This window comes from Sphingomonas sp. Root720 (assembly GCF_001428605.1).
GTDB lineage: Bacteria > Pseudomonadota > Alphaproteobacteria > Sphingomonadales > Sphingomonadaceae > Rhizorhabdus.
This window is the reverse complement of record NZ_LMID01000014.1, coordinates 273,856-287,312: the sequence shown is the minus strand read 5'-3', so window position 1 is coordinate 287,312 and position 13,457 is coordinate 273,856. Positions and strand designations below refer to the sequence as shown.

The following is a 13,457-nucleotide window of genomic DNA, read 5'->3' as shown; positions in this document are numbered from 1 at the left end:
CAGGTTGCATCACCCAACGCCCTGGGCAACGGGCCAATATATAATTTAAACCGTTGAATATATTTTGTAAATTTACCGGACCACCAGCCGCCTCGCAGAAGGCGCGATCGATGCGCGGGCCTTGTACGAGATAGGCAGAACATACGGAAGAGCTCCTGCCTCGATCTTGCCTGACACCGGAATCGGCCCGCTGGGTTACCACCTAAACCAACGATTGACATGGCCAGCTACTGGCACCAAATTGGACTGACCATAAGGCCTGACACAAAGTCAAAAGGGGATTTGAAGCATGAGGGAGAAATCAAAGGCTCGCTTCGTGGGAATGCTGCTCACCGGGATCGCACTGTCCGCCGCCCCGGTCTACGCTCAGGATAGCGCCTCGCCCGAGCCTGAAGCTTCCGAAGGCGGTCTCGCCGATATCGTCGTCACCGCCGAAAAGCGTCCCAGCGTCGCCCAGCGCGCCGCAATCGCGCTGTCGGTGGTTAGCTCGGACGCACTCAAGCGCCAGGGTGTCGGAAATGTCGCCGACCTCACCACCCTCACCCCCAGCGTCGGCTTCGCGCAGAACGGCGCGAATACGGTCATCACCGTACGTGGCGTTTCGAGCCGCGATACCAATCAGCTCGGCGATCCGGCGGTTTCGATCAGCATCGACGGCTTCTATTTCCAGCGCTCACTGGGCCTCAACATCGCACTGTTCGATCTTGAGCGGGTCGAATCGCTGCGCGGGCCGCAGGGCACCCTGCTCGGTCGCAACGCCACCGGTGGCGCGCTCAACATCATCAGCGCCAAACCGACCGACAATTTCGCGGCCGGCATCACTGGCGAGGTCGGCAATTATGACCTCATCGCGACGCAGGGCTTCGTCAACATTCCGGTCAGCGACAAGGTGAAGCTGCGCGCCGCCTTCCAGACCCGCGACCGCGACGGCTTCCGCAACAACGCGCCGGCTCGCGACGGCGACGACGAGCATACCCGCTCGGCCCGTCTTCACCTGCTCCTCGAGCCGACCGATCGCTGGGATGTGCTGTTGACCGGCGAGTATTCGCATCAGGACGGCGTCGGCCCGGTCATTCAGTCGGTTGCCCACCGGTTTCTGCCCAATGGCCAGCTCGACACCAGCCGCCCCGACATTCCGGGTGACGGCAAGTCCTTCCCGGTACCGCCGAACGGCTTCATCCGCCTGAACGCCTATAATTTGCGTTGGAGCACCAATTACGACCTCGACTTCGCGACCCTTACCTATGTGGGGGGCTATCGCTCGCTGAAGTTCGATCAGGTCCGCACCTTGGGCGGTGTCTACAATTCGACCCGCCGGAACTTGACCTTCGACCAGCGCGAACGACCGAAGTCCTGGAATCACGAGGCCCGTATCGCGTCCCGCTCGGACACGCCCCTGATCTGGCAGGCCGGCCTCTATTATTTCCGTGAGACCAACAACACCCAATCGCTGTTCCGCGATTTCCGCGTGCCGGGCCAGTTCCCGACGCCGGCGGCCTGCCTGTGCGATCCGGGCGTGGATCTGCAGATCTTCCGCAAGCCCGACTTGCTGCTGCAGTCGAAGGCGGTGTTCGGCCAGGCGTCCTACGGGATCACCGATCAGCTCCGCTTGGAAGGTGGCGCTCGCTATACCGCGGACAAGAAGGAAAATCTCAACGCCACCAATCTCGCGACCAATGTGAACGCCTACCTGAACACCGGTGCGATAAATCTGGTCGCTAACGCGCCGATCGCGACGCGTCTGTCGTCGAACCGCACGACCTATCACGCGGCCGCGAACTTCCAGTGGACGCCGCGCAATCTGCTCTACGCTAAGTTCGACACCGGATATAAGTCGGGCGGCTTCACCGATCTGCAGGTCTACGGCCCGGAGAACATCAAGGCTTGGGAAATCGGGTCCAAGAACCGTTTCCTCAACAACAGCCTTCAGGTGAACCTGTCGGCCTTCCTGTACAAGTACAAGGACCAGCAGGTTCAGCAGCAGATCACCCTGCCAACGGGCGGTATCGGCACCGGCACGGTCAATGCCGGCTCTTCCAAGATCTACGGCGGCGACATCGACGTTCTGTTCCAGGTCACGCCGAACGACCGGATAGAGTTCTTCGGCGCCTATCTGCACGCGCGCTTCACCGATTTCGTTACGGTGATCAGCGGCGTTAACCGGCAACTTTCAGGCAATCGCCTGCAACAGGCACCCGACTGGGTATTCAATGCCGGTTATGAACATAAATTCCAGGTTGGCGACGGATCGATCACCACGCGCATCCAGACGCACTATGAGAGCAAGTCCTACTTCACCTTCACCAACTTCGAAGCGGACAAGCAGCCCGGCTATATGCGGTCGGATCTGATCGTCACCTATCGCGCACCGGATAATCGCTGGCTGCTGGAGGGCTATGTTCGCAATCTCGAGGACAAGCTTATCCTCTCCAATGCCGACGTCATCAGCACCACCTACAACAGCTATCGCTATCAGTTCCAGGCGCCGCGGACCTACGGCGCCCGGCTGACGGTCAACTTCTGATGGACGGGACCGCGCTCGATCGGCGGCACTTCCTCGCGGCGGCCGCCGGTTGCCTCGTCGCCGGCGCTGCCGGCGCGGGGAAGCCGGCGGCGGCGGCGGCCGGGATCCGATCGATCGGCGCCTGGACATCGATCGCGAACGCCCCCCTGCTCGCGGGTTCGGGCTATGATTTCATCGAGGAGGAGGTCGGCCGCTTTCTGGTGCCCGATCTCTCCGACGCCGCGTTTGATGCCGCCCTGGCCCAGGCAAAGGCCGCACCGATACCGGTTCGATCGCTCGTCCGCATGCTGCCACCATCCATGCAGAGCGTGGGGCCTGCCACCACGCATGATATGATCGAGCGCTTCTGCGAAACCATCTTCGCTCGCGCCCGCCGAGCCGGGGTGGAAACGGTCGTCTTCGGCAGCCCGCGCTCGCGCCGAATTCCCGAGGATTTTTCCCGCGTCGAGGCCGAACGGCAGTTGGTCAGCCTGTGCAAGCGGCTCGGCCCCATCGCCCGCGCGCACGATGTGATATTGGCGCTCGAACCGCTCAACAAAACCGAGACGAACTTCATCAACCGGGTCAGCGAGGGCGGTGCGATCGTCCGCGCCGTCGGCCATCCCAGCGTCCGGTTGGTCGCCGACCTCTTCCATATGCGGATGGAAGACGAAGGACCCGAGAGCCTCGTCGAGAACGCCGGCCTGATCCAGCACGTCCAGATCGCCGAAAAGCAGGGTCGCCGAGCGCCCGGCGTGTCGGGCGAAAATTTCTCGGCCTATTTCGCAGCGCTGCAATCGACCGGCTATACACGCCGGCTTTCGGTCGAATGCCTGTGGTCCGACATCGCACAAGAGGCGCCGGTCGCTTTCCGGACGCTCCGGTCGCAGATCGACCGGGCCCCGTCCGCCACGTCGCCCCTATGAGTAGCGGGCTGATCTTCGCTCTGTGGGCCGCGGCCGCCAATGCCCATCCGGCTGCGCCCGACCCAATCGCGATCGATGCCTTCGTCAAGCGCGCCAGCGCTGCTCTGCACCAGCCGGTCCGAATCGACATGATGCGATCGATGGGCCGCAACGAGAAGATCGCGCGCGGTATCGTCGACCAGGTGATGGACGGTCGCAAGCGCGCCACGGTCGCCCGCCGCGCGGAATATCTCGACAACGGCTGGCGGCTGCCCACGTCCGGCCAGACGTTGCTAGTGTACGATTTCTCTGGGAAACCGAGTTTCATCTACCGGGTCGTCGCCGCGCAAGAATTGCCGCTTCGATCGATCGCTCCTTGGCATCTGATGGCCGAAAGCCCCGCGTTGCGCGAGCTCACGACGTGGCGCACCGCCCATCTGGCGTCGTGGAAGACGGCGATCGAGGGGTTGAGTCCCGAGCAAATCGATATGCTACCGCTCGTCTGGATGCGCTTCGAACCGATATTTCCGATAGCCAAGCCGCCTCGTTAGACGTCTGCAGCAGCGAGGTGACCGCCACCCTCTTTCATCGGCCGCCACGATCGCCGCAGGCGAAATACGACAATTGACGCCGCCCGATGAAATCGATTACTTTTCCAGATCGACGGTGGGCGCTAGGCGGAAATCTTGAATCTTCGCTATCGAATATGGTCGGAGACAAACCGGTCTGGTCGCGGATTCAGCTCGACCGATCACATCGATAACTAGACAGGGAACCGCCCGATGCACTCAGCTCCCCTGACAACGAACTGGCGCGCATGGCTCGTGGTGATCCTGTGCATGTTCGCATACATCTTCTCCTTCATCGATCGGCAGATACTATCCCTCCTGATCGAGCCAATCAAAGCGGACCTAGGGCTGAGCGACACGCAGTTCGGCCTGCTCCACGGACTGGCCTTCTCGATCTTCTATGCAACGATGGGCATTCCGATCGCGTCGCTGGCCGATCGGAAGTCGAGGCCTCTGATCATCGTGGTCGGCCTGGCATTCTGGAGCCTCGCGACCGCCTGTTGCGGCCTCGCGCGCAGCTTCATCCAGCTGTTCATCGCGCGCGTCTGCGTCGGTGCGGGGGAAGCCGCGCTTGCGCCCGCCGCTTATTCGCTGATCACCGACCTGTTCCCGAAAGAACAATTGGGCCGCGCGATCGCGGTGTTCTCGCTGGGCTCCTTCTTCGGCGCGGGCATCGCCTTTCTCGTCGGCGGCGCCGCGATCGCGACCATCACGGCGCACGGTCCGGCCAACGTCTTCGGGCTCGTCTTACAGCCTTGGCAGATCGTGCTCGTAACGGTCGGTCTCCCCGGTCTGCTGCTCGCGCTGATCATCTTCCTGACCGTGCGGGAGCCGTTTCCCTCGGGGCGTCGGCCACAGACGGAAGCTGCGCCCTTCAGCGCCGTGCTGGGCTTTCTGTGGGGGCAGAGAGCGGTGTTCATCCCGCACATGCTCGGCTTCACCCTGGCGGCGATGGCGCTGTTCACCGTCCTTGGCTGGTCACCCGCCTATCTGATGCGCACCTTCGACCTGAAGCCCGGCGATGTTGGCCTGCCCCTCGGCCTCATCGCCATTTTGTGTGGCGGCGGCGGGGTGATGGTAAGCGGCCTGCTCATGGATTGGCTGACGCGGCGCGGCTATGCCGACGCTCCGTTTCGCACCGGCATGATCGGAGCCGCCGGCTCGGTCGTTCCCGCCGCCCTCCTGCCCTTCGCCGGAAGCTTTTCGACGGCGATCATGCTGCTGGCGGCAACCCAGTTCTTCGCGTCTTTCCCCATGCCCCCGTCGACGGCCGTGATGCAGATCGTCCCACCCGCCAATATGCGCTCTCGCGTCTCGGCGCTTTTCCTGTGCAGCAACTCGCTGCTGGGGCTCGCGCTTGGCTCGGCTATCGTCGGGCTCCTCAACGATTATGTCTTCGGTACGCCGATGGCCGTGGGGCAATCCATCGCGATCGTCATCGCGGGATCGTCGGTGGGCGCCTGCCTGATCCTGAAGTCCGGCCGCAGCCCCTACCGCCGTTTCATCGCCGCGCGCCACTGACGTCGTCACAAAACTCAGGCCGCCCATTGGCAGCCGCATGGCGCGCGGTCCTTCCTGTCAGGCATCCGCGAGAAGCGCGAGCGCCTCAAGGAAACCAGCCGCACCGGCGAGACCAGCTACCGGCTGGCAAACTGATGGCCGGCATCGACGAGCAACCGGCTGGCCTTGCGACATTGTCGCAGGCCCAGCTCCACGCCGAATGGCGCAGATATCATAAGGGGCAGCTCATGCCGCTCTGGCTGTCGTCTGGGTTCATCGCGCCGCACTTATCGGCGAGTGGGAAGGCACAAGCTGAAAGACGGCCGCATATTTGAAATGCGTCGGTTGCAAGGAAGTTTTGCAATGTCAGCTGCGCCCTAAAGGCCGACATTCGAGGATACTGTCATGCTTCCCGCAAGCTGCCGTCGTACTCGTGAGTGGAGATGACGATCAGCGGATGCCGGCCCTTCGGCGGCATGTTGTCGGCGACCACTGTCTGCGAATAGAGTCCGATCCGCTGACCGGCAGGCACGCCCGAGGCCGGATGCCAGATGCCGGTCTCCGTCCCATCCGCTGTCGTCGCGCGCTGGAAGCCGCCCTGCCCAGCCTGCACGGCAGCCGCCGGTCGTGCGATTGCCGGCGCGGCGGGCCGCAAGGCGGCAGTAAGCGCCAAGGCGTTATGCCGCCACTTCATCGGTTCATCCTCATGCGATACGGAAAACTCAGGACCGTCCGCGGCGAAGCTGCGCGATTGGCCGGGCTTCCAGCGCGCTGACCAGCGCTGCGACGAGCGCGAAGAGCGCCGCCAGCGCCAGCCCGATGCGCAGTGCCGTCAGCGGCGATGCGCACGCCAGCAGCAGCCCGATCACCAACGCGCCGGCCGTCTGCCCGATCAGCCGTGCGCTGCCCTGCATTCCGCCCGCAGCGGCGCCACGCTCGGGCGGCGCGGTCAGGAACAAGGTGCGGTTGTTAGGAGTCTGGAACAGCCCGAAACCTAACCCGCTCAGCGCCGCACCGATGGCGAGCGGCGTGACATCCACCCGCACCGGCCACAGCGCCAGCAGCAACAGCCCAGCTCCGAGCGTCGCGCCGCCGGCCATGCAAAGCCATGCGGAACCGAACCGCTCCGCCAGCCGGTTCGCGGCAATGCTGGCAATGGCGACGGTGAGCGGCCAGCAGGTCATCACCAGCCCCGCGCCGACCGGGCCATGGCCCAGGCCCAACTGGAGATAGAAGGGCAGCGCGAGCAGCCCCGCCGACTGGCCGGTGAAGCAGCAGATCGACGCGATCACCGCGATCCGGAACGGCCGCCGCGTCAGCAGGTCGATCGGCCAGAGCGGGGCCGGCTGCGACTTCTGCCGCTGGATCAAGGCCGCAGCGAGCACCACTGCGCCGCCGCCGAGCAGCGCCGCCCGCAGCGGGTGGGCGATCGCCATGCCCGCCGCGACGAGGATCAGCGCGGCGGCCGAGCCATGCATCGCGATGCCCATCGCATCGACTCGCGCCCTGCTCGGCGCGACGTCAGGCAGCGCACGCGACGCGATCAGCGCAACCGCGATGATCGGAAGCTTGGCGAGGAACAGCCAAGGCCAAGGCGCGGCGGCTAGGATCAAGGCCCCGGCGATCGGACCCGCCGCCGAGCATAGTGCGACGGTCATCGCGTTCCAGCCGATCGCTCTGCCCAGCTGCTCCGTCCCCAGCGCGAACCGCAGCAGCGCGATCCCCAGCGCCATGATTGCCGCGCCACCCAGCCCCTGCGCCACCCGCGCCGCCACCAGCATCGCCAGGCCGGTCGCAAAGGCACAGGCGATCGACGCGGCGCTGAACAGCGCGAGCCCACCAACGAACAGCCGGCGATAGCCGAACCGGTCGGCGAGCTGGGCCGAGGGCAGCAGCCCGATCACCAGCGCGGTCTGATAGGCGCTGACCGCCAGGATCGCCCGCGCCGGCGTGACTTTCAGCGCCGTGCCGATCACCGGCAGCGCGACGTTGATCAGCCCGGCGTCGAGCACGACCAGCGCCATCGCCGAAAGCACGGCAATCCCGCTCACTCGCTCGCCCATCACGCGCCCGGCACGAACCATTCGCCCTCCCGCGCGACGAAGCGGGTGACGCGGCCTTCGACCTGGTCCTCACGGCGCAGATCGCGCTCGGTAAAGCGGAACACCAGCGCCTCCTCGGTCAGGCAGCGCGTATCGTGGATGTCGCCGGGTAGATAGGCGCGCGCCTCGCCGGGGCGCAGGACGATGGTCTCGCGCCGCACCAGCCGCTCGCCCACCCGCCCATAGGTGCCGATCTCGAGCGCGCCCGACTGGACGGCATAGACCACCCAGGCGCGGCCATGATCGTGTGGCGGGCGATACAGATCCTGCCGCTCGGCATGGGCGAGCAGCATGAAGCTGCCCGGCTCGCGATGCAGCTCGCGCGTCGCCGGGCGCTCGGCGATCAGGCTGGCAAGCCATTCCTCATTTTCGTGGCCGAGCGTCAGCGCATCGAGATGCGCGCGGCACTGTGCGACCAGGGCGGTGCTGATCGGGCGCCAGTCGGCCCGCACCGCGGCGACGAATCTGTCTAGGCTGTTCTCGGTCACGCGCTCGTTCCTTCTACGGTGAAGCGATGGACGCAGACCTACGGCAACGCTGATACATGCAGAAGGCGCAGCATTTGCATGGTATCATTGCGTTTGGCGCCCTATATCGAATGGCGCGAACAGGGGACCGCGATGCTGCCGCCCGACTTCAACCTGCTACACACGCTGGACGTGCTGCTGACCGAAGGCAGCGTCGCGCGCGCCGCCGCGCGACTCCAGCTCAGCCCCTCGGCGATGAGCCGCGCGCTCACCCGCCTGCGCACCGTGACCGGCGATCAATTGCTGGTCCGCGCCGGGCGCGGGCTGGTCCCGACGCCGCGCGCGACCGAGATGAAGGTCCGCGTCCACGAACTGGTCGAGGAAGCGCTGGTGTTGCTGCGTCCGGCCGACCGGCTGGAACTGGCGACACTAGCACGGAGCTTTACGCTGCGCACCACCGACGGGCTGACCGAGACGTTCGCGCCAGCGTTGATCGAACGGGTCCGACAGGAAGCTCCTAATGTCCGACTGCGCTTCGTGCGCAAACTGGACAAGCTCAGCGAAGGCTTGCGCGACGGCACCATCGATCTGGAGACCGGTGTGGTCGCCAGGACGGTCGGGCCAGAGTTGAAGACCCAGGCGCTGTTCAGCGATCGCTATATCGGCGTGGTTCGGAGCGATCATCCGCTGGCGCGCTCAGCTATAACGCTGGCTGACTATGTCACATGGGATCATGTCGTGGTCTGGCGCCATGGCATGGATATGGGCCGGATCGACGAGAAGCTTAGCGACGCGGGGTTTGGGCGGAACATCATGACCACCGTCGATGGCTATGCGGCGGCGCTGGCTCTAGCCCGTGGGTCAGACCTCATCGCGACGGTGCCGGAAAAACATACGGCAGCGCTCCGCGACAGCATGTTCAGCTTCGCGCTGCCTTTTCCCGTAAACAACTTCACGATCTCAATGCTGTGGCATCCGCGGCTCGATGGCGATCCAGCGCATCGTTGGTTGCGGAACTGCATGCGGCAGGCTTGCCTCGGCCCTGATTCCGCTGGCTGCTAAGCGCTTTATTCCGTTGAAAAACTCGGCTGCGGGAGCGCTTGGGATGTGCTCCACGACGGGGGGCGAGCGGCGTTCTGCGCCGGTCAGGCCGGTGCCGGCCTCGTCATGGGTATGATCTTGGCCATTTTCCGCAGGTTCTGAGCGGCGGCGGCCGGGGTGGAACTCGTCTCTTGCGCCATTTGGGCCTCGCAGGCGCAGGCGATCCAGCTTCAAGATGCGCTTGAGGTGGGCGAACAGCATTTCGACCTTCTTCCGCTGGCGGCGCGACATGCGTCCATCCCCAAGGCCGCCATTCGCAGCGAAGGGAACGGCCCGGTGGAAATCCACCGGCTGTCGCATCAGACCGGCCAGCAAGTCACTCAGGTGACAGATAATGGACAGGCCGTCGTCAGGGTTACAGCGAGGGTGCGGTCTACTCAGCCGTCTTCGCGCCTGAGCGGGCGGCTGAGCAGCGCCGCGACCACCTCGTCGACCATCGCCTTTCGGTCGAGCAGCGCGCAGACTGCATCGACAATGGGCATGTCGATCCCCGCCACCCGTGCCGCCTCCGCCAGCACCGGGGCGGTGGCGGCACCTTCCGCCACGCTCCGCCGATCGCCGAGCAAACGCGCAGGTGCGATGCCTTCGCCTAACCCCTTGCCGAGCGAGAAATTACGCGAACTGGTCGACGAGCAGGTCAGCACCAGGTCGCCGAGGCCCGACAGGCCGCCGAGAGTCTCGGTACGGGCCCCGCGCGCGGTGCCGAAGCGGCTCATCTCGGCAAAGCCGCGGCTGATCAGCGAGGCACGGGCATTCAGACCGAGCCCCGCACCCTCGACAACGCCACAGGCGATCGCCAACACATTCTTGACGGCGCCGCCGATCTCTGCGCCGATAACGTCGCTCGATAGATAGGGCCTGAACGCGGGGCGCCGCAGCCGTTCGGCGAGCGACAGGCCGACGGCGGCATCCTGACAAGCGAGCGTGATCGCGGTCGGCCGGCCCGCCGCCACCTCATGGGGCACCGTGCTTGATTGCGGGACCAATAGGCGGGTCAATCTTGAGGGCATCGCCGATCGCCATGCACGGCACGGCCTTGCGGGCCATGACTGCAGCGAGGCCGAAGCCCGAGCACGTCCGAACGTAGATATCAGCCACGAACGCGCACTCCTTCCGGATCGACGAAGACAGGGTTGCAGATCTCGGCTTCCACATCGGCACCGCGGACTGGATCATGAACGACGATCCGCTCGCCATGCCGCTCGCGTCCCCGTGCCAGCAGGCCGAGCGCGATGGGCATATTCAGCGTCGGAGAGAAAGCGGCCGAGCTGACATGGCCCTCGTCATTGATGGCCACCGGCCGGGCGCCCGGCGCGATCAGATGCGCTCCGGCCCGGATCGGGCTCGTGCCGTCGGCCGACCTGAGGCCGACCAGTGCTGGCCGATCGGGATCGATCAGCCCCGGACGGGCGGCCATGACGCGCCCGATGAAGTCCTTCTTCGTGGACATCATTCGGCCCACGCCGAGGTCCGCCGCCGTGGTTGTGCCGTTGAGTTCGTTGCCGGCGGGATGCCCCTTCTCGATCCGCATCACCCCGAGCGCCTCGGTGCCATAAGGCGTGACGCCGAAGGTCTGTCCGACATCGAACAGGGCGCGAATCATCGCTTCGCCCAGCCCCGCAGGGACGCTGATCTCATAGGCAAGCTCACCCGAGAACGAGAGGCGGAAGAGCCGCGCCGTCCTGCCGCTCCATGGGAACTCGACGGCGCCCATATAGGGCAGCCCCTCGTTCGAAAGGTCGAGATCGGGCAACAGGCGTTGTAGAAGCGCACGAGACCGGGGTCCGGCCACCGCATAGGTCGCCCATTGCTCGGTGACGGAGGTCGCCTGCACGTCGAGCTCGGGCCACAGCACATGCCGGGCATAGTCGATGTGCTGCATCACCTTGGCCGCATTCACCGTGGTCGTGGTGACGAAATATCGGTCTTCGGCAAGCCGAGTGGTCGTGCCGTCGTCCATCACGAGCCCGTCCTCGCGGAGCATCACCCCATAGCGCGCCTTGCCCACCGGAAGGGTCGAGAACATGTTGATGTAGAGCCGGTCCAGCAGGACGCCCGCGTCGGGCCCGGCCAGGTCGATCTTGCCGAGCGTCGACACGTCGCAGATGCCAACGCCGGTGCGCGTCGCGGTGACTTCCCTGTTCACCGTCTCCAGCCAATGCGCCTCACCCGGCCGCTGGAACCATTGGGCCCGCTTCCACTGGCCAGCATCGGTGAAGGTGGCGTTGCACTCCGCGGCCCAGCGATGCGCGGCCGTCTTTCGCATGGGACGGAAGTCGCGGCCGCGATGATGACCGGCTAACAGCCCGATCGCCACGGGCAGATAGGGCGGACGCGACAGGATCGTGCCGGCCTCTGCGACGGATTTTCCGGTGGCGGCCGCCAGCCTGGCATTGCCGTTGAGCTGGCTGGTCTTGCCCTGGTCCGTCGCCATGCCGAGCGTGGTGTAACGCTTGAGATGTTCGACCGAGACGAACCCTTCGCGCGCCGCCAGATCGACGTCGGCGTCGGTCACGTCATGCTGGAAATCCACGAACGCCTTGCCCCGCGACGCGATGTGCCAGAGCGGCGCGACGGCGGCAGCATCGTAGCTGGCGTCGAAATCCGGTAAAACCCCGGTTCGGCCAAGCGCTGCCAGCGCACCGCCCGCCGCCATCGCGCCGTCGCGAAGTGCCGCCCCCAGCGAAAAGACGCCCCGCGCCGCGCCAGCAGCCGTGAGGCCGGGCGGCGCCTTGTCGAGCAGGAAGCTGTGGATAGCGTCCGACCAGACCGGCCGTGCCCCGAGGTTGCTGCCGATGCCAATGGCCGGATTCCAGCCGCCTGCCATCGCCAGCAGGTCGCAGCCGATGCGCCGCGATGCGCCGTCGCGCGTGCCAACGGTCACCGCATCGAGCCGGCCGCCGTGGCACTGGCTGACGACCGCTCCGAGCAACGCCTCGACACCGAGGCCGCGGGCAACCGCCTCCAGCGTCGCATCGGCGGGACGGGCATCGACGACGGCTGCCACCGATATGCCCGCCGCGACGAGGTCGCGCACCGTCGCCCAGCCGCTGTCGGTGGTCGTGAAGACGACGGCGCGCTTGCCCGGAGCGGCCGCGAAGCGGTTGACATAGGCGGAGACGGCTGAGGCCATCATCACGCCCGGCCGATCGTTGCCGCCGAAGACGAGCGGACGTTCGATCGCCCCCGTGGCAAGGATGGCGCGTTTCGCCACGATCTTCCAGAGACGTTGGCGCGGCTGTCCCGGGAGCGGAGCGGCAAGGTGGTCGGAAACCCGTTCGACCGCCCCATATTCGCAACCGTCATAGACGCCGAAAATGGTGGTCCGCGACAGGATGCGGACGTTCGACAACGCGTCCAGCTCTTCGACCGCACGTGCCGCCCAGGCCGCTCCGCCCTCCCCATTCACTTCGTGCCGTTCGGCGAGCAGCCTTCCGCCCGGCGAGGCATCCTCGTCCGCCAGGATGACGCGTGCGCCGGCCCGCCCGGCCGTCAAGGCCGCCGCGAGGCCTGCGGGGCCTCCGCCGATGACTAGCAAGTCGCAGAAACCATGCTCGCGATCATAGATGTCCGGATCCGGCAGCATCGACAGCTTGCCGAGACCGGCCGCTCGACGAATGAGCGGCTCGTACAGTTTTTCCCAGAAGGCCGCCGGCCACATGAAGGTCTTGTAATAGAAGCCGGCCACGAACAGCGGCGAGAATAGCTGGTTCACCGACATCACGTCGAAGGCAAGGGACGGCCAGCGGTTCTGGCTGCTCGCTTCGAGACCATCGTAGAGTGATACGGTGGTCGCCCGTGTATTCGGTTCGGCATGAGCGCCGCTGCGGAGCGTCACCAGCGCGTTCGGCTCCTCGCTGCCCGCCGTCAATATCCCGCGCGGGCGATGATATTTGAACGATCTTCCGACCAGTCGCACATCGTTGGCGATCAGGGCGGATGCCAACGTGTCGCCCTCAAACCCGCGATAGCCTTTCCCATCGAAGGTGAAATCGAGCGGACGTCCGCGATCGATCAGCCCGCCCTGCGACAGCCGGCTCATCGGATGCCCTCCCCGTCCTGAAGCCAGGAGGAGGCCAGAGCCGATCCCAGCATCTCATGCGTTCTCGTGTCCCGGGTCACGACGATCCAGGTCCGACATCCCTGCGCGTGATACCAATGCTCCGCCATGATCCCCGCGCGATTGTCGCGCAGGTAGACATAGTCGTGAAACCCCGCCTCCCCATCCGGTCGCCGGGGGGCGGCATCGCCGCGATAGACGAATTCCTGGGCGTCGCGTTCGCCGCAATAGGGGCAAGAAATGCGCATGG

The 13,457-nt window shown here is 65.5% G+C and carries 11 protein-coding genes and 2 pseudogenes; 5 read left to right on the top strand and 8 right to left on the bottom strand.

Annotated features, from left to right (window positions below; translation table 11 throughout):
- Positions 1 to 289: 289 nt before the first annotated feature.
- From ASE22_RS22105 to ASE22_RS22090, 4 genes are all read left to right on the top strand, one after another.
- Positions 290 to 2,524: a TonB-dependent receptor gene (locus tag ASE22_RS22105; RefSeq protein WP_056364644.1), complete on the top strand. Its 2,235-nt coding sequence runs from the start codon at positions 290 to 292 to the stop codon at positions 2,522 to 2,524.
- The gene (locus tag ASE22_RS22100) at positions 2,524 to 3,429 is read left to right on the top strand and encodes a sugar phosphate isomerase/epimerase family protein (protein WP_056364643.1); all 906 of its coding nucleotides are present in this window, start codon (positions 2,524 to 2,526) and stop codon (positions 3,427 to 3,429) included. The genes ASE22_RS22105 and ASE22_RS22100 overlap by 1 nt, the downstream gene beginning before the upstream one ends.
- Positions 3,426 to 3,959 (top strand): hypothetical protein, encoded by a 534-nt coding sequence (locus ASE22_RS22095; RefSeq protein WP_056364641.1) that lies wholly within the window; start codon positions 3,426 to 3,428, stop codon positions 3,957 to 3,959. Before ASE22_RS22100 ends, ASE22_RS22095 begins: the two co-directional genes overlap by 4 nt.
- 288 nt (positions 3,960 to 4,247) lie before the next feature.
- Positions 4,248 to 5,498, top strand: a complete 1,251-nt coding sequence (locus ASE22_RS22090) for a spinster family MFS transporter (protein ID WP_082545520.1) — start codon at positions 4,248 to 4,250, stop codon at positions 5,496 to 5,498.
- A 382-nt stretch (positions 5,499 to 5,880) separates the two neighbouring features.
- On the opposite strand, the gene ASE22_RS22085 is transcribed toward ASE22_RS22090, so the two are convergent.
- Genes ASE22_RS22085 through ASE22_RS22075 form a run of 3 tightly spaced genes read right to left on the bottom strand, consistent with a single transcriptional unit; the run spans position 5,881 to position 8,067 of the window.
- The gene (locus tag ASE22_RS22085; RefSeq protein WP_056364636.1) at positions 5,881 to 6,171 is read right to left on the bottom strand and encodes a hypothetical protein; all 291 of its coding nucleotides are present in this window, start codon (positions 6,169 to 6,171) and stop codon (positions 5,881 to 5,883) included.
- A gap of 28 nt (positions 6,172 to 6,199) precedes the next feature.
- Complete coding sequence (locus tag ASE22_RS22080) at positions 6,200 to 7,561, bottom strand: MFS transporter (RefSeq protein WP_200933186.1); 1,362 nt, start codon at positions 7,559 to 7,561, stop codon at positions 6,200 to 6,202.
- A complete protein-coding gene (locus tag ASE22_RS22075; protein WP_056364632.1) occupies positions 7,540 to 8,067 on the bottom strand; it encodes a hypothetical protein in 528 nt (175 codons plus the stop codon). Before ASE22_RS22075 ends, ASE22_RS22080 begins: the two co-directional genes overlap by 22 nt.
- A 78-nt stretch (positions 8,068 to 8,145) precedes the next feature.
- On the opposite strand from ASE22_RS22075, the gene ASE22_RS22070 reads away from it, so the two are divergent.
- The gene (locus ASE22_RS22070; protein ID WP_200933187.1) at positions 8,146 to 9,108 is read left to right on the top strand and encodes a LysR family transcriptional regulator; all 963 of its coding nucleotides are present in this window, start codon (positions 8,146 to 8,148) and stop codon (positions 9,106 to 9,108) included.
- Between the two features lie 83 nt (positions 9,109 to 9,191).
- Here the strand turns inward: ASE22_RS22070 and ASE22_RS26360 are convergent.
- The 5 genes and pseudogenes from ASE22_RS26360 to ASE22_RS22055 form a co-directional block, all read right to left on the bottom strand.
- Positions 9,192 to 9,378, bottom strand: a pseudogene (locus ASE22_RS26360) (transposase); the annotation flags it as partial.
- Positions 9,379 to 9,524: 146 nt separating this feature from the next.
- Positions 9,525 to 10,115, bottom strand: a pseudogene (locus tag ASE22_RS22065) (NAD(P)H-dependent glycerol-3-phosphate dehydrogenase); the annotation flags it as partial.
- A complete protein-coding gene (locus ASE22_RS26975) occupies positions 10,102 to 10,245 on the bottom strand; it encodes a hypothetical protein (protein WP_156397236.1) in 144 nt (47 codons plus the stop codon). The pseudogene ASE22_RS22065 and the gene ASE22_RS26975, both read right to left, overlap by 14 nt.
- Complete coding sequence (locus ASE22_RS22060) at positions 10,238 to 13,189, bottom strand: sarcosine oxidase subunit alpha family protein (protein ID WP_056364630.1); 2,952 nt, start codon at positions 13,187 to 13,189, stop codon at positions 10,238 to 10,240. The genes ASE22_RS26975 and ASE22_RS22060 overlap by 8 nt, the downstream gene beginning before the upstream one ends.
- On the bottom strand, positions 13,186 to 13,455 hold the full coding sequence (locus tag ASE22_RS22055) for a sarcosine oxidase subunit delta (RefSeq protein WP_056364628.1): 270 nt from the start codon (positions 13,453 to 13,455) through the stop codon (positions 13,186 to 13,188). Before ASE22_RS22055 ends, ASE22_RS22060 begins: the two co-directional genes overlap by 4 nt.
- Positions 13,456 to 13,457: the final 2 nt, after the last annotated feature.

Excerpts from the sequence above, each read along its gene's own strand:
- ASE22_RS22105 (WP_056364644.1), top strand. The coding sequence starts at position 290 with ATGAGGGAGAAATCAAAGGCTCGCTTCGTGGGAATGCTGCTCACCGGG.
- ASE22_RS22100 (WP_056364643.1), top strand. The coding sequence starts at position 2,524 with ATGGACGGGACCGCGCTCGATCGGCGGCACTTCCTCGCGGCGGCCGCC.
- ASE22_RS22095 (WP_056364641.1), top strand. The coding sequence starts at position 3,426 with ATGAGTAGCGGGCTGATCTTCGCTCTGTGGGCCGCGGCCGCCAATGCC.
- ASE22_RS22090 (WP_082545520.1), top strand. The coding sequence starts at position 4,248 with ATGTTCGCATACATCTTCTCCTTCATCGATCGGCAGATACTATCCCTC.
- ASE22_RS22085 (WP_056364636.1), bottom strand. The coding sequence starts at position 6,171 with ATGAAGTGGCGGCATAACGCCTTGGCGCTTACTGCCGCCTTGCGGCCC.
- ASE22_RS22080 (WP_200933186.1), bottom strand. The coding sequence starts at position 7,561 with ATGGTTCGTGCCGGGCGCGTGATGGGCGAGCGAGTGAGCGGGATTGCC.
- ASE22_RS22070 (WP_200933187.1), top strand. The coding sequence starts at position 8,146 with ATGGTATCATTGCGTTTGGCGCCCTATATCGAATGGCGCGAACAGGGG.
- ASE22_RS22060 (WP_056364630.1), bottom strand. The coding sequence starts at position 13,189 with ATGAGCCGGCTGTCGCAGGGCGGGCTGATCGATCGCGGACGTCCGCTC.
- ASE22_RS22055 (WP_056364628.1), bottom strand. The coding sequence starts at position 13,455 with ATGCGCATTTCTTGCCCCTATTGCGGCGAACGCGACGCCCAGGAATTC.